Consider the following 15,863-nt stretch of genomic DNA (forward strand, 5'->3'; position numbering starts at 1 on the left):
CGGTATCAATCGAATTGGGCAAAGGCGTGAGGCCGCCCGCCAATCGCAAGCGTCGCCTAGAAGCCCGGTGAACTCACAATGGCATCAGTAATTATTTGTCCCGCATGCAGCGCCCGTTTTCAAACTGCCGCTGCCTTCCCTCCTGAGGGCCGCAAGGTTCGCTGCAGCAAGTGCGGCAATGTCTGGCAAGCGCATCCGGTGAGTGCCGAGAGCGAGGCTGCGCCCGATGCGCCGCCGCCGCAAGGGAAAGCGCCCGCGCCGTCTCAGCCGCCTGCACAGAATTCCGCACCGCCTCCGGGGCCGGGACCGAATCAGGGTGCCGGTCAGCCGCCACGCGGTCCCGAAGGGAGCCGACCGGCCGGAGCGCCCGGCGGTCCGCCGCCGCCTCCAGGGCAGCGCCCGCCCCAACGTCCGCCCATGCCGCCCGGACAAGGCGGACAACCCGGCCAGCCGGGGATGCAGGGCGGTCCGGGCCGTCCGCCGGCGCCTCCGCAAGGCCCCCGTCCTCAGGGACCTGGACCTCAAGGCGCGCCGGGGCAACGTCCGCAAGGTCCAGGCGGGTATCCGCCCGAAGGCCGGCCAGCGCAGGCCGCAGGCCCGGCCGGCGAGACCCGTTCCGCTCCGCCGCCACCGCCCCCTCCGGGCGGGCCGCAGGCCGATGCCGATTTCGGACATCCTGAGACAGGAGCGGATGCGAGCTTCAACGACACGGAGGAGACGTATCAGGAAGACGCCGATTTCGGCTTCGACGATCAGTATGGCGAGGAGCCGCCGGCACCGCCTAAGACCACGACGCCGGTGGTCGCAGAGCCGCGCAAAGAGGGCGGTATCGCAGCCAAGCTCGGCCGGACCCGTGAAGGACCCGGCGGGCAGGGTGCCTTGCTGCTGGCCGGCTGGTCTCTGCTCGGCCTCTTCGTGGTCGGCGTTCTGGCCATCTTCCTGCTGATGCCGGCCAGTGTGATGGCAGCGCTCCCGGGCTCCGCCCATCTCTATCAGGCCATGGGCATCGCGCCCGTGGAGAAGGCTGCGCTCGGCTTCGAGAACGTCACCTATAAATGGACCCGCTATCAGGGCCAGCGGATGCTTCAGGTGGAAGGGCAGATCGTCAATTTCACGGAGGCCGACGCTTCGGTGCCGAATGTGCTGATCGCGCTGCTCGACGAGAATGGCGACAAGATCTCCGAGTGGATGGCGCCGGGGAGCGAGACCAATCTCGGCGCCGAGGGCCGATCGGAGTTCGCCACGCAGATTCCGTCGCCTCCCGATACCGTCCGCAGCTTCCGGGTGCGGTTCCAGCAGGAAGGCTGATGGGCGCCGGCACTTCCGAGCGCTCCGATGTGACGCCACTCTACGACGCGCCACGAATTGCAGCGCGCGTGGAGGAACTGGCTCAGGATATCGCCTCGGCCGATCTCAAACGCCTCGTCATCGTCGCGGTGCTGAAGGGGAGCTTCATCTTCGCTGCCGATCTCATCCGGGCGCTGCATGCCAGGGGCATGGCGCCTGAGATCGACTTCATCTTCCTCGCAAGCTACGGCGCGGGAACGACGTCCCAGGGCAGCGTGAAGGTGCTGCGGGATGTGGGGACGCCGCTTTCCGGCCGCGACGTGATCCTGATCGACGACATCCTCGATTCAGGCAGGACGCTGGCCTTTGCGAAGGATCTCCTGCTCCAACGCGGCGCGAACCGGGTACTGAGCTGCGTCTTGATCGACAAGCAGGGGGTGGAGCGCGCCGTACCGATCGAGGCGGACTTCACGGGTTTCGCTTGTCCGCCGGAATTCGTCGTCGGTTACGGGATGGACCTCGCCCATCGCTATCGGGAGCTGCCCTATATCGGCGTTGTGACCGAAGAGACGGCGGCGGCGTTGGAACCGGCAGGGGCCGACAAGACGGCCGACGGCGCCGAGGGCTAACCCGCAGAGGGTAGGCTGGTTCAGTAGGACCGGATTAGCCGTTCCAGATATTCCAGCTCGATCATGGGGCGCTGGGGATCGCCCAGGCGCCGGCGCAGCTCGTCCAGAACCTGGCGGGCGCGTTGAATGTCGATCTGGTCGGGCACCTTCACCGACAGGCCGTAATCGGGCTGGTTGTTCTTGTTCGGACGGCCAAGGGGATCGCGGGTGGTCTGGCCTTGCGCCTGGCCCTGCTGCTGGGAATCGCTCTGCATGGCTTGTTCGGCGAGGGATTTCGCACCCTCCCGCATATTGTCGAGCGCCATGCCCTGCTGCTGGGCGGCGTTGCCGAGCTGGTTCTGGCCGAGGGAGTCCTGGGCCTGGCCCATGGAATCTCCGGCATTGCCCAGTTCGCTCGGCGCTTCCGAGCCGCCCATCCGCATGGCGTCCATGAGCTGCTGGAGCTGATCCATCAGCTCGCCCTGGCGCTGGGCCAGATCGTTGCCCTGATCACCCTGTCCCTGGCCCGGCTGACCCTTCGGGCCTTCGCCCTGCTGACCCATCTGGCCCTGCTGACCTTGTTGCCCAGGCTGCTGCTGATCGCCCTGTTGCTGCTGGCCCATCTGGCCTTGCTGCTGGTTCTGGGGCGGTTGGCCGAACAGCTCGGGGAACATCTGCCGGCCGTACTGCATGGGCTGGCCGGGCGGGCTCACCTCGAACTGCTCGTTCTGACCCGGCCCCTGCTGCTGGTTCTTCTTGAAGGTCTCGTCCATCAACTGCTGCTGCTGATTGATGAGATCGCCAAGCTTCTCCATGGCCTTCTGCATCTGCTGCTGCTTGGCGTTCTCGGAGAATGTGCCGGTCTGCAGGCGGTTCAGTACGTCCTCAAGCTGGGACAGCATCTGCTCCGCCATCTCGTTGGAACCGGCCTGGGCCAGCTTCTTGATGTTCTCCAGCATCTGATCGAGATTCTGCTGGGAGACCATCTGCTCGCCGGACTGGGGCTGGGCGTCCTTGGGCAGGTTGCCCTTCTCCTGGGCCTGCTGCGCCAGCTGCTGCATGTATTTCTCGAGCTTGTCGCGGAGATTGTCGACGAGCTGCTCGATCTCCTCCGGCGAAGCACCGTTCTTCAGAGCGTCCTCGAGAGCCTGCTTGGCTGCCTTCATGGCCTGCTCGGCGGCCGGGAGATCGCCATCCTCGATGCGAAGCGCGATGTCCCAAAGCTGGTTGGCGACGGTGATGAGGGATTCGCGCGACGTGTCGTCCTCAAGGCGCCAGAAGGCGCTCCGCAGGCCGAGAAAGACGCGGAAATCCTCCTTCACCTTGTCGGCGCCAAGTGTCAGGGCGTCGAGGGCCAGGGCGACCTGGTCGGCCTGATCGGGGTGGCGGACGAGGTTGCGCCGCTGCTCGACGACCGCTTTGGCGAGGGGCTTGGTGAACTGCCGTTCCGGCAGCACGAACTCGTAGACCTCGCTGCGCCCTTCCTGACCCGCCTGGTCCTTGGCGACCAGGGTCATGGCGACGCGCAGGCCGGCCCAGGGATGCGCGGTCAGATCCTTCGTCGAGGTGCCGGTCGCCTGCTTGATGTTCGCCTTCGGCAGCTTCAGCGCCATCTGGGGGGGCTCGAAGAGGGGATCCTTGTCCGGGTCGATGCCGGAGAGGGCGATGGGGAAGTTGCCGTCCTCTGTCTCCTGCAGCAGTTCGAACTGAGCCTCGGCGCTCGCGACACCGAAATCGTCGGAAACTTCGTAGCTCAGGCGAAGCGCGCTGCGGGGAGTCTTGGTGGGCTCGCCCTTGAGACTGATGGTCGGGGCCCGGTCGTCATCGAGGGCGAACTGCCAGCTCGCCGCGGTCTGGCCGTTGATCTCGACGGTTGCCGTGCCGGCCTTGTCGAGGGGCACATGATACTCGATGAGCTGGTTGCGCCCTTCCTCCGGCTCGATGGTCTTCGGCTTGCCGTTCTTGCCTTCGCTGAGGGTCAGGCGAACGGGCTCGCCTTCGGGCGCATGGGCCCGGACGATCAGCTCGCTTCGCTCCGGCACGGTGAGGGCGCGGAACATCTCGGAGCCCGCGCCAAAACTCTCGCTGCCGTCGGCGAGCACGATGGGCGCTTCGCCAGTGTAGACCGGCGGGGTAACCCAGGCATCGAGGCGAAGCAGCGCCTGGGAATCGATGGGCGCGAATGCGAAGGCCTGCTTGAGGCGATTGAAGCTGTCCGGGCCGGCGATCACGATGGCGACGAACACCATGAGCAAAAGCCCCGCCCGCACGGCATAGGGATCGCGGCGGTCGTTGCGGGGCTCGGGCCAGGACGGCTTCAGCTTCTGGAGAAGTGCTGCGAGGCGCCGGCGGTGGGCGGCCCAGAGGGCGCCGGTTTCGGCATCCGCATCGCCGGAAATGGTGTCTTCGTAGGACGAGGCGGGACGATGCTTCACCCCGGCGTTCCGTTCCAGGCGGCGCACGGCGTCCTGGCGCGTGGGCCAGGTGAGGCGGGCCAGCGGGAAGAGCGACGCGAGGAGGGTAAGGGCGAAGCCGGCAAGGACCACCCGATGGGCCATGGGCGGCAGATAGACCCAAAGCTGCAGAAGGCTGACGACCAGGAAGGCGCCGACGACGATGCCGGGCCACAGCAAGGCCTCCCATACGCGCTCGGCGGCCAGGGAAAGCCAGCTCAGCGAGACACGGCTTTCAAAGCTGCGCGAAAGCTCGGCTTCGGCTTCCGCGCGCTGGCGCATTTCTCTGCGAGTCTTGAGGCTGTTCTTGCGTCTGGATACCACCGGCATCCTCTCCAATCCTGGGTGAGGGAGCTTAGCTGCACTTTGCCGCCGCCCAAAGCCGATCTCGCGATTTTGTGAAGCGCGAAGGGTCGCGCTTTCGGGGCGTCGCCTACGCCTTCAGCCAGTCGGGCATATGCTCGGCGGCGAGCATCGTCTCGTAGGTCGGACGGGGCCGGGTCGCTGCGTAGCGGTCGCCCGAAACCAGCACCTCGGGTACGGCCAAGCGACTATTATATTGGGACGACAATACGGCGCCGTAAGCCCCGGCGGTCATGACGGCCAGGAGATCGCCGGGGGCGAGCTTCGGCAGGGCGCGGTCTTGGGCGAGAAAGTCGCCGCTTTCACAGACCGGGCCCACGATATCTGTGGTCTCAAGGACGGCATCGGGAGCAGGCTCCCGAACCGGCCAGATCTCGTGATAGGCCTCGTAAAGGGTGGGACGCATGAGGTCGTTCATGGCCGCATCCACGATGGTGAAGCTCTTGGCCGCGCCTTCCTTCTCGTAGATCACCTGGGTGACGAGGATCCCCGCATTGCCGGCGATCATGCGGCCCGGCTCGAATAGGAGGCGGCAATCCAGGCTTTCCACGCTTTCGCGCACGAGAGCGGCGTAGTCGAGGGGAAGCGGCGGGGCGGGGGCATCGCTGCGATACGGAATGCCGAGGCCGCCGCCCAGATTGACGAAGTTGATTGTGAAGCCGTCGGCGCGGAGCTTCCTCACCAGCTCGGTCAGCAGCGCGAAGGCATTCCGGAACGGCTCCAGATCCGTGATCTGGCTGCCGATATGCATATGCACGCCCTCGGCCTCGATGCCGGGCAGGTCTCGGGCGAGGCCGTAGAGGTGCAGCGCCTGATCGAAGGGGATGCCGAACTTGTTCTCGGCGCGGCCCGTGGCGATCTTGTGATGGGTCTTGGCGTCGACATCCGGGTTGACCCGGAGCGCGATGCGGGCGATCGCGCCTTTGGCGTCGGCCACTTCGCTCAGGGTGCGGAGCTCGGGCTCGGATTCGACATTGAAGGCGTAGATGCCTTCCTGGAGGGCAAAGGCCATCTCCTCCCTGGTCTTGCCGACGCCAGAGAAGACGATGCGTTCGGGGGCTACGCCGACGGCGCGGGCCCGGCGCAGCTCGCCCTGGGAGACCACGTCCATCCCCGCCCCGGCGGCGGCCAGGGTGGCGAGCACCCCCAGATTGGAGTTCGCCTTCACCGAATAGCAGACGAGCGCGTCGAAGCCTTCGAAGGCTTCCGCGAAAACACGGTAATGACGCTGCAGCGTCGCGGTGGAATAGCAGTAGAACGGGGTGCCCACGTCTGCCGCGAGGTCGGCGAGGTTGACCTCCTCGGCGTGGAGCACGCCCCGCCGGTAGGCGAAGTGGTGCATGTTATCGGCTCGGAGGCGCTATTCGAGGAACCGGTCGATGATCAGGCGGCGGTCGGGCGCCTTCTGCATCCTGGTCTCGGGATCGGCCCGGGTCGTCGGCACCTTCGAGGGCGGCGCCTCGAGCGAACCCTTGCGGCCGCAGGCGCTCAGGCCCACGCCCAGAAGCAGAGCGACGATGACGATCACCCGCCACGCGCTATCCATGGTTTTGCCTCCCATGGTGCTGCCCTTCCGATCCAGTTTCGTTTGGCGGCGCCCGTAAGGATCCGCCGGTTCCGACTAACCCTCTTCTATCCTGTCGGGAGCTCTTTCGCCAACCGCTTTATCCAGCGCCTGCCTCGCGGCGGACATTGGACGGCGCGGTTCCGCCATAGCTCTTGCGGCTCTTCACGGAGGCGGCGACGGAGAGGACCGAATAGACGTCCTGGGTGATCTTTGGATCGATGGCCTGAAGGTCGGAAAGCTCCAGCTTTGCCAAGGGCTTACCCTTCTCCTCGGCCAGCGCAACGATGCGGCCCGTCACGTGGTGGGCATCGCGGAAGGGCAGGCCGGCCTCGCGCACCAGCCAATCCGCCAGATCGGTGGCGGTGGAAAAGCCCTGGCCGGCCGCTTTCTTCATGGCCTTCTTGTTGGGCTCCATGTCGCCGACCATGCCGGTCATGGCGGCGATGCCGAGCTTCAGAGAGACGAGGGCGTCGAAGACGGGCTCCTTGTCCTCCTGCATATCCTTGGCATAGGCCAGCGGCAGACCCTTCATCACCATGAGCAGAGAGTGAAAGGCGCCGGCGATCCGTCCTGTCTTGGCGCGGATGAGCTCCGCGGCGTCGGGGTTGCGCTTCTGGGGCATGATGGACGAGCCCGTGGAGAACCGGTCCGACAACTTGGCGAACGAGAATTGCGCCGAGGCCCAGTTGACGATCTCCTCGGCAAGCCGCGACAGATGCATCGCCGCGATGGTCGCCGCCGCCAACGTCTCAAGGGCGAAGTCCCGGTCGGAAACCGCATCGAGAGAATTGGCCGTCGGCCGGTCGAACCGAAGGGCCTGAGCCGTCATCTCCCGGTCGATGGGAAAGCCCGTGCCGGCCAGGGCTGCAGAGCCGAGAGGCGATTCGTTCAGCCGGGCGCGAGCATCGGCGAAGCGGCCGCGGTCGCGGCTCAACATCTCGACATAGGCGAGGCAGTGATGACCGAAGGTCACCGGCTGGGCAGTCTGTAGGTGGGTGAAGCCGGGCATGACCGTGGCGGCGTGTGCTGCGGCCTGCTGCGCGAGGGCGTATTGCAGAGCCGCCAGGCCGCCATCGATCTCGTCGATCTGGTCCCGGACGTAGAGGCGGAAGTCGGTCGCCACCTGGTCGTTGCGGGACCGCGCGGTGTGGAGCTTTCCAGCGGTCGGTCCGATCAACTCTTTCAGGCGATTCTCGATATTGAGGTGGATGTCCTCAAGCTCTCGCGAGAAGTTGAAATCCCCCGTCTCGATCTCGTTTGCGATGGTGTCGAGCCCGCCGGAGATTGCCTTTTCTTCATCGGCAGAAATGATGCCGGTGGCGGCGAGCATGGCGGCGTGGGCTTTCGATGCCAGAATATCCTGGCGCCACAGACGCTTGTCGAAGCCGATGGAGGCGTTTATCTCCTCCATGATCTGGGCGGGGCTTAAATCAAACCGGCCGCCCCACATGGTGTTGGCCATTGTCGAGCCTTACTCCGTTGGGCGAAGCCATAAACAGGCGAGGAACCAAGTGAGCGACAGCGAGAGCCGAAAGCCATCGCCGATCGGATATGGGGTTGCCGCGCTTATAGCGGCGATTATCGGTTTTGGCATTATTTTTTGGGTTTTAGGGCCAGAAAATGCCGAAACAGGCACAGAAACAGCAGATTCGAATGATTCGGCCGTCGAGGCTCCGGCAGCGAAGGGACCCGGTAGCGGGCCGCTGGCCGGGCTGAACAAGGGCCATATGGCAGCTTTCGTGATCAAGAAAGCGCCCGAGCCTCTACCGCCGATGCCCATGGAAGGCGCGGACGGGAAAGAGGTCGCCATGGCCGACTTCAAGGGCAGGGTGGTGCTCCTGAACATCTGGGCGACCTGGTGCCACCCCTGCCGGGAAGAGATGCCAGCCCTGGACATGCTCCAGAAGGATCTGGGCGGCGAGGATTTCGAGGTCGTGGCGATGAATATCGACCGCGGCAGCCCGGACAAAGCGAAGGATTTCCTGAAAGAGGTGAAGGCCGAAAACCTCGCCTTCTATCGCGACCCGTCCAGCAAGCTGTTCACCCAACTCAAGGCCGTGGGGATGCCGACCACCCTGCTGGTCAACCGAGAGGGCGAGGAGATGGGTAGGTTGGTCGGGCCTGCGGAATGGGACTCGCCGGAGGCATCCGCCTGATCAAGGCAGCGATCGCCGACGGCGGCGGCACCGGCCAATCGGATAGCGGCGCGGCGGAAACCCAATAGGCAAGGGGGCGGTCATGATGCGATTGCGCAGTGTGATCCGCTTCCGACTTGCCGCGCTTTCCTTGTTCCCAATTTTCCTGCTGCCCGCGCTGCTTGCGGGGTGCGCCGAGCTGCCGACCGTCAAGGAGGTCCGGCCCGGCACGCCGCTGGAGAAGGCGCCGGTGCTGGACGCGGCCAAGGCGCGCGATGCGATCAACGCCTACCGGGAAACCAAGGGGCTGAAGCCGCTCGCCGTCAACGCCCAGCTCAACCAGGCGGCCCAGATTCAGGCCGAGGATCTCGCGAAGCGGGACCTTCTCGATCACGACGGGTCGGACGGCTCGACGCCGAGCGACCGGGTGAAGCGGACGGGCTATGTGGCCGGGCTCACGGGGGAGAATATCGCGGCCGGGCAGAAGACCTGGGAAGAGGTCCTGCAGGGCTGGAAGGACAGCCCGCCCCACAATCGAAACCTGTTGCTCCCCGATGCGACCGAGATGGGAATCGCCGTGGCGTTCGACCGCGAGACCCACTTCCGGTCGTTCTGGGCGCTGGTGCTGGCAGCGCCTCTGACGGCGGAGAACAAATCCAACTGGGAATAGCAGCAGCCCGTAGCGGGTGGATTAACCCCCGCAGATCTCTCGTCGCAAATGAGCCGGCTGGTCGCTCAACGAAGCCTGCATAGCGAGGCCGTCGATGGTGGTGCCGAAGAGAGACTTCCAGAAATAGCGCTTGAAGCCGTTCTCCAGGAGATCGGTGACGCGGTCGCGCCGCGCAGGCACGGAAACCTCGCCCAGCACCACGGCCACGAGGCGGCGGCCGTCTCGGGTCGCGCTGGCGACGATGTTGAAGCCGGAGTCGCAAATGAAGCCGGTCTTCATGCCGTCGGCTCCTTCGAAGTCGCGCAACAGGCCGTTATGGGTGCGCAGGATCTTGTCGCCCACCTTCACGTGGCGGAGCTTGAAGATGTCGGCATATTCCGGGAATTGCAGGATGAGGGCGCGGGCGAGACGGCCGAGATCGCGGGCGGTCGTGACTTGGTCTTCGTTGGGAAGCCCGTTGGCGTTGGCGAAATGGGTGTGGGTCATGCCCAGGTGCTGGGCCGCCGCGTTCATGCGGACCACGAAGGCCTGCTCGCTGCCCCCGCCCAGGGCTTCCGCCACCATGACCGCGACGTCATTGGCGGATTTCACGATGATGATCTTGATGGCGATCTCGAGGGTGAGCTCCCCGCCTACGGGCAGCCCCAGCTTGGTGGGCGCCTGAGATTGGGCGTGGGCGGAGCATGAAATCATGGTGTCCATGGTCACCCGGCCGGCGCGAATATCGGAGAAGGCGATATAGGCGGTCATCAGCTTGGTGAGAGAGGCGGGGAACCACGGAACGTCGGGATCTTCCGCATAGAAGACGGTGCCGTTATAGGGCTCGAACACGAGCGCCGGTCCGGCATGGGCGAGATGGGGCGGCAGCAGCAGCGCCACTGAGAGCAGCGCAACGGCGAGACGTCTTAGCATCATCAAAGCTTCCCTCACCGGAGCCGCGCAGCATGGTTGCTGCCGGCTCAGGCGCCATTGGCTTGAGGATCCATCCCGGCCGATGCGCGTCGCGCTCGCCGGCTGTGGCGGACCCTCGTGTCTTGCGGACACCGATCGTCGGACGGTCCGGCGTCGTTGGCCTTTATTCGCTTCGATTCTAGCCCCAAACCCCCTCGAAGCGGGCGGCGAACGCCGAACGGCAGCAACTGATTTGCTGCTGGTGCGAAGACTAGCGGCTGGGCTTCAATCTTCAACTGCGAAGTTGCGGTTCAGCCTGCGTCTTCCTGCACTTATTGCGTGCTGTGGGCGGACGGTCACTTCTCGATGAGGATGGCCCGGAAGTCGTTCACATTGGTCCGGGTCGGGCCGGTCACGACCAGGTCGCCGATGGAGGAGAAGAAGTTGTAGCCGTTGTTGTCGGCCAGATAATCCTTGGCGCTAACGCCCTTGTCCGCGGCGCGTTGCAAGCTGTCCGGGGTGAGGATCGCGCCCGCATTGTCCTCGGTGCCGTCGATGCCGTCGGTGTCGGCGGCCAGGGCGTAGATGCCATCGTGCCCCTCCAGCGCGACGGTGAGAGCGAGCAGGAATTCGGCGTTGCGGCCGCCGCGCCCGTTACCCTTCACGGTGACGGTCGTCTCTCCGCCGGAGATCAGCACGCACGGCGCCTTTGCAGGCTGGCCGAACTCGGCCACCTGCCTCGCGATGCCCGCATGGACGAGAGCCACGTCTGAGGCCTCGCCCTCGATGCAGTTGGAGAGGATCATGGGCGGATAGCCTGCGTCCTCGGCGACCTTCGCCGCGGCTTCCAAGGAATCCTGGGGCGTGGCAATCATGATGTTCTCGACGGTGGCAAGACGCGGGTCGCCGGGCTTCGGCGTTTCGTTCGCCTTATCTTCCAGGACCGCGCGGACATTGTCCGGGATGTCGATGTCGTACTTCTTGAGGATCGCGATGGCGTCGGCGCCGCTCGACGGATCGGCGACGGTGGGGCCCGATGCGATGATCGACGGATCGTCGTTGGGCACGTCCGAGATCATGAGAGAGACGACGCGAGCCGGCGCAGCGGCCATGGCGAGGCGACCGCCCTTCACGGCGGAGAGATGCTTCCGCACAGAGTTCATCTCGCCGATTGTCGCGCCGGATTTCAGCAGCGCCTTGTTGATTGCCTGCTTGTCTTCGAGGCTCACCCCCTCGGCCGGCATGGCGAGGAGCGCCGAGCCGCCGCCGGAGATGAGACAGAGCACGAGATCGTCCTCGGTCAGGCCTTCGACCATCTTCAAGATGCGGGTGGCCGCTTCGCGTCCAGCGCTGTCCGGTACGGGATGGCCCGCCTCGATCACCTCGATCTTGTCGGTCGGAAGACCATGGGCGTAACGGGTGACGACGAGACCTTCGAGCGGCCCGTCCCAATGGTCTTCGACCGCCTTGGCCATGGCCCCTCCGGCCTTGCCCGCGCCGATCACGACGTCTTGCCCTTCGGCGGCGACGGCAGATGGGGGGGGCACGCAGACGGCGGGAGAGGCTGCCTCCACGGCGGCTGCGAACATGGATTTCAGAAGCTCTTGCGGTGTCATGAATTCTTCGATCGAGGGTATATTAAAAGAGGTAGTCCCGGCACTTAGGGGAGGTAGAAACTGCACATAGGATTGTCAGAAGGCAAGCGCTTGAATTAAGTTGCTGCGCTTGATAACAGCCCCGCCTTCAACGCGGGCGATGAATATTGGTTGAGTGGAGAGGAATGCATGTCCAAGGGGTCTAACGAGCAGCACGTCAATCCGAAATCCGATATCGAGATTTCGCAAGAGGCGGATATGCGGCCCATCGTCGAGGTCGCAGAAGAGAAGCTCGGACTGTCCTCCGACGACCTCATCCCCTACGGCCATTACAAAGCGAAGGTCTCCCTCGACTATCTGGAGACGATCAAGGACAAGCCCGACGGAACGCTCGTCCTGGTCACCGCAATCACGCCTACCCCGGCCGGCGAAGGCAAGACCACCACGACTGTCGGCCTGGGCGATGCGCTCAATCACATCGGCAAGAAGGCGATGATCTGCGTGCGCGAGCCGTCCCTCGGCCCGTGCTTCGGCATGAAGGGCGGCGCGGCAGGCGGCGGCTACGCTCAGGTGGTGCCGATGGAGGATATCAATCTCCACTTCACCGGCGACTTCCATGCGATCGGCGCGGCGAACAACCTGCTCGCGGCCATGATCGACAACCACATCTATTGGGGCAATTCGCTCGACATCGATTCCCGCCGGGTCAGCTGGCGCCGCGGCATCGACATGAACGACCGCGCGCTACGCAACATCGTGACGTCGCTCGGCGGCGCGGCGAATGGCTTCCCGCGTGAGGCCGGCTTCGACATCGTCGTCGCCTCCGAGGTCATGGCGATCTTCTGCCTGGCGACGGACCTGGCCGATCTGCAGCGCCGGCTGGGCAACATTCAGGTCGCTCAGACCCGCGACAAGACGCCGGTCACGGCGAAAGAGCTGTCGGCGCCCGGCGCCATGGCGGCCTTGCTGCGCGATGCGCTGGCGCCCAATCTGGTGCAGACCCTGGAGAACAACCCCGCCTTCGTGCATGGCGGCCCGTTCGCCAACATCGCCCATGGCTGCAACTCTGTGATCGCCACCAAGGCAGCCCTGAAGATGGCCGATTACGTGGTGACCGAAGCGGGCTTCGGCGCCGATCTCGGCGCCGAGAAGTTCCTCGACATCAAGTGCCGCAAGGCCGGCATCTCGCCGGATTGCGTGGTCATCGTGGCCACCATCCGCGCGCTGAAGATGCATGGCGGCGTGGCCAAGGACGACCTGAAGGCCGAGAACGTCGATGCAGTCGAGAAAGGCTTCGCGAACCTCAAGAAACATGTCGAGAACATGCGGTCCTACGGCGTGCCGGTGCTCGTCTCGGTGAACCGCTTCTCCGGCGACAGCGAAGGCGAGATGACCAAGCTGCAGGAACTCTGCAAGAGCATCGATGTCGAGTGCGAGCTGTCCGATCACTGGGCGAATGGCGGTCCGGGCGCAGCCAACGTGGCCGAAGCGGTCGTGCGCATCTGCGACGAGGGCAAGGCCGAATTCAAGACGCTCTATCCGGACGACATGCCGCTCTGGGACAAGATCCAGAAGGTCGCCAAGGACATCTACGGCGCGGCGGACGTCACGGCCGACAAGAGCGTGATGAACCGCATCAAGGAGCTCGAAGATCAGGGCTTCGGCCACTTCCCGATCTGCGTGGCGAAGACCCAGTACAGCTTCTCCACCAACCCTGACGCCAAGGGCGCGCCCACCGGTCATACCATTCCGGTGCGCGAGATCCGGCTTTCGGCCGGCGCGGAGTTCATCGTGGTGATCTGCGGTGACATCATGACGATGCCCGGCCTGCCCCGGGTGCCGGCGGCCAACAACATCAAGCTCGACGAGCAGGGTCACATCACCGGCCTCTTCTAGGAGGAAGGTGTCTCTTAAAGGGGAGCTGATCCGGCTCCGGGGGGTTGCCAGTTTCGGCGCCCGTCGCGACCACGCTTGCCCTTCAGCGTGGCTGCAAGCTATAGGTACGCCGAAATTTCGTCGGAGGAGGCAATGCCCGAAGGATTCCGGCCGGGACGCAATTTCCTGTTCGTCCCAGGCCCTACAAACTTGCCGGAGAGCGTCCTGCGGGCCATGCATGTGCCCAGCGAGGATCACCGCTCGCCCCGGTTCCCCGAACTCACCAAGCCCCTGCTCGAAGATCTGAAGAAGATCTTCAAGAGCAAGGACGGCCAGGCGTTCATCTTCCCGTCGAGCGGGACCGGCGCGTGGGAAGCGGCCATCACCAATACCCTGTCGCCCGGCGACAAGGTTCTCGCGCCGCGCTTCGGCCAGTTCAGCCATCTCTGGATCCAGCTCGCCCGCCGTCACGGCATCGAGGTGATCGTCCAGGAGGAAGAGTGGGGCACGGGCGCCGATCCGGAGAAGATCGAAGCCGCGCTGTCAGAAGACAAGAACCACGAGATCAAGGCCGTCTTGATCGTTCATAACGAGACGGCGACCGGCGTGACGTCCGATGTCGGTGCCGTCCGCAAGGCGATCGATGCGGCGTCCCATCCGGCAATGCTGTTCGTCGACGGCGTAAGCTCGATCGGCTCGATCGACTTCCGCATGGACGAGTGGGGCGTCGATATGGCCATCACCGGCTCCCAGAAGGGGCTGATGCTCCCGGCGGGGCTGGGCATTCTGTGCGCGAGCCCGAAGGCGCTTTCCATGCGCGCGGACGCCAAATGCACGCGTGGCTATTTCGAGCTGGGCGACTATATCGCCGCCAACGAGAATGGATATTTCCCGTACACGCCGGCGGTGGCGCTGCTGCACGGTCTGCGCGCTTCGCTGGACCGGCTGTTCGCCGAAGGGCTCGACAACGTGTTTGCCAGGCATCATCGCCTGGCCGGCTCGGTCCGTGCTGCCGTCGATGCCTGGGGTCTGGCGCTCTGTGCCAAGGACCCGAAATGGCATTCGGACACGGTCTCCGCGATCATGGTGCCGGAAGGCGTCAACGGTTCCGACGTCATCAAGCTCGCCTTCGAGCGCTACAACCTTTCGCTCGGCGCGGGTCTGTCGGAGGTCGCGGGCAAGCTGTTCCGCATCGGCCATCTCGGCGATCTGAACGAGCTCATGGTTTTGAGCGCCGTGACCGGCGCGGAAATGGCGATGAAGGATGCCGGGATCGATATCGCGCTCGGTCAGGGCGTGGCCGCGGCGCAGGAGCATCTGCGCAAGGCGCACGGTCAACAGCACGCCAGGATCGCAGCCGAATAATCATTCTTTGAGAAGTGCGGTCCCGGAGATGCGCGAAGGCGCGGCCGGGGCCGAAATGAAACAATAGATTCAACGAGTAACCGGGGGGAGTATTCCAGGTGGCACATAAGATCGTCTTCCTCGACCGCGAAACCCTCGACGCCAATGTCCGGGCGCCGAATTTCGAGCACGAGTACGAAGAATATGACGTCACCACGGTCGATCAGATCGTGGACCGGCTGAAGGGCGCCGACATCGCCATCATCAACAAGGTGCCGATGCGCGAGGACACCCTTAAGCAGCTGCCCGATCTCAAGCTGATCGCGGTCGCCGCGACCGGCACGGATGTGATCGACAAGGATTACTGCAAGGCGAACGGCATCACGATCGTCAATATCCGGAACTACGCCTACAACACGGTGCCGGAGCATGTGATCGCACTGATGTTCGCGCTGCGCCGGAGCCTGGTTCCCTATGTGCTTTCCGTCCGCAAAGGCGATTGGAGCAAGGCGCGCCAGTTCTGCTATTTCGACTATCCGATCTACGACGTCGCGGGCTCCACGCTCGGCATCGTGGGCTTCGGGGCCCTGGGCCAGTCCATCGCCAAGCGGGCCGAGGCGCTCGGCATGAAGGTGCTCGCCTACGACGTCGCGCCGAAGGACGGTCTGGTCGATCTGGAGACCATCTACAAGGAAAGCGATGTCATCACGCTCCACGCGCCGCTGACGCCCGATACGCGGAACATGATCGGCGAGAAAGAGCTTAAGATGATGAAATCGACCGCGATCCTGATCAACACCGCGCGCGGTGGCTTGGTCGACGAGGACGCGCTCGTCCAGGCGCTCAAGGATGGCGAGATCGGCGGCGCCGGTTTCGACGTCGTGCTTAAGGAGCCGCCGGTCGACGGCAATGTGCTGATCGATGCTGACCTGCCGAACCTGATCGTGACGCCCCACGTGGCGTGGGCGAGCCAGGAGGCGATGCAAGTCCTGGCGGACCAGCTCGTCGACAATATCGAGGCTTTCGTCGCCGGAAAGCCCCAGAACGTCGTCGAGTAGAAGGGGCCGGTAGAGCC

The 15,863-nt window shown here is 64.7% G+C and carries 12 protein-coding genes and 2 pseudogenes; 8 read left to right on the forward strand and 6 right to left on the reverse strand.

The window, feature by feature from the left end:
- Positions 1-78: 78 nt before the first annotated feature.
- From A7A08_RS17665 to hpt, 3 genes and pseudogenes are all read left to right on the forward strand, one after another.
- Positions 79-180, forward strand: a pseudogene (locus A7A08_RS17665) (zinc-ribbon domain-containing protein); the annotation flags it as partial.
- 237 nt (positions 181-417) lie between these two features.
- Entirely contained in the window at positions 418-1,308 is an 891-nt protein-coding gene (locus A7A08_RS17205) for an FxLYD domain-containing protein (RefSeq protein ID WP_280948837.1), read from the forward strand.
- Complete coding sequence (gene hpt, locus A7A08_RS13835; RefSeq protein ID WP_069096050.1) at positions 1,308-1,916, forward strand: hypoxanthine phosphoribosyltransferase; 609 nt, start codon at positions 1,308-1,310, stop codon at positions 1,914-1,916. The genes A7A08_RS17205 and hpt overlap by 1 nt, the downstream gene beginning before the upstream one ends.
- Positions 1,917-1,936: 20 nt before the next feature.
- On the opposite strand, the gene A7A08_RS13840 is transcribed toward hpt, so the two are convergent.
- The 4 genes and pseudogenes from A7A08_RS13840 to argH all read right to left on the reverse strand — a co-directional run bounded on the left by A7A08_RS13840 (position 1,937) and on the right by argH (position 7,740).
- Entirely contained in the window at positions 1,937-4,630 is a 2,694-nt protein-coding gene (locus A7A08_RS13840) for a TIGR02302 family protein (protein ID WP_069096051.1), read from the reverse strand.
- Positions 4,631-4,781: 151 nt separating this feature from the next.
- A complete protein-coding gene (gene lysA, locus A7A08_RS13845) occupies positions 4,782-6,053 on the reverse strand; it encodes a diaminopimelate decarboxylase (protein ID WP_069096052.1) in 1,272 nt (423 codons plus the stop codon).
- 18 nt (positions 6,054-6,071) lie between these two features.
- Positions 6,072-6,272 carry an LPS translocon maturation chaperone LptM gene (gene lptM, locus A7A08_RS13850; RefSeq protein WP_069096053.1) on the reverse strand — a complete coding sequence of 67 codons (201 nt, stop codon included), beginning with the start codon at positions 6,270-6,272 and terminating at the stop codon, positions 6,072-6,074.
- A 71-nt stretch (positions 6,273-6,343) separates the two neighbouring features.
- Positions 6,344-7,740, reverse strand: a pseudogene (gene argH, locus A7A08_RS13855) (argininosuccinate lyase).
- 265 nt (positions 7,741-8,005) lie between these two features.
- Between argH and A7A08_RS13860 the strand changes: the two are divergent.
- Both A7A08_RS13860 and A7A08_RS13865 read left to right on the forward strand, forming a co-directional pair.
- On the forward strand, positions 8,006-8,434 hold the full coding sequence (locus tag A7A08_RS13860) for a TlpA disulfide reductase family protein (RefSeq protein ID WP_083226804.1): 429 nt from the start codon (positions 8,006-8,008) through the stop codon (positions 8,432-8,434).
- A gap of 82 nt (positions 8,435-8,516) precedes the next feature.
- Positions 8,517-9,083, forward strand: coding sequence for a CAP domain-containing protein (locus tag A7A08_RS13865; RefSeq protein WP_083226805.1), 567 nt, complete (start codon positions 8,517-8,519; stop codon positions 9,081-9,083).
- A 21-nt stretch (positions 9,084-9,104) separates the two neighbouring features.
- Here the strand turns inward: A7A08_RS13865 and A7A08_RS13870 are convergent, their stop codons facing one another.
- Positions 9,105-9,998, reverse strand: coding sequence for a D-alanyl-D-alanine carboxypeptidase family protein (locus A7A08_RS13870; RefSeq protein ID WP_069096055.1), 894 nt, complete (start codon positions 9,996-9,998; stop codon positions 9,105-9,107).
- Between the two features lie 332 nt (positions 9,999-10,330).
- Positions 10,331-11,590 carry a glycerate kinase type-2 family protein gene (locus A7A08_RS13875; RefSeq protein WP_069096056.1) on the reverse strand — a complete coding sequence of 420 codons (1,260 nt, stop codon included), beginning with the start codon at positions 11,588-11,590 and terminating at the stop codon, positions 10,331-10,333.
- Between the two features lie 168 nt (positions 11,591-11,758).
- Between A7A08_RS13875 and A7A08_RS13880 the strand changes: the two genes are divergently transcribed.
- From A7A08_RS13880 to A7A08_RS13890, 3 genes are all read left to right on the forward strand, one after another.
- Complete coding sequence (locus A7A08_RS13880) at positions 11,759-13,465, forward strand: formate--tetrahydrofolate ligase (protein WP_069096057.1); 1,707 nt, start codon at positions 11,759-11,761, stop codon at positions 13,463-13,465.
- 132 nt (positions 13,466-13,597) lie between these two features.
- Entirely contained in the window at positions 13,598-14,809 is a 1,212-nt protein-coding gene (locus A7A08_RS13885; RefSeq protein WP_069096058.1) for an aminotransferase class V-fold PLP-dependent enzyme, read from the forward strand.
- A 98-nt stretch (positions 14,810-14,907) separates the two neighbouring features.
- The gene (locus tag A7A08_RS13890) at positions 14,908-15,846 is read left to right on the forward strand and encodes a D-2-hydroxyacid dehydrogenase (RefSeq protein WP_069096059.1); all 939 of its coding nucleotides are present in this window, start codon (positions 14,908-14,910) and stop codon (positions 15,844-15,846) included.
- Positions 15,847-15,863: the final 17 nt, after the last annotated feature.

Origin of the sequence: Methyloligella halotolerans (assembly GCF_001708935.1) — a bacterium.
Taxonomy (GTDB): domain Bacteria; phylum Pseudomonadota; class Alphaproteobacteria; order Rhizobiales; family Methyloligellaceae; genus Methyloligella; species Methyloligella halotolerans.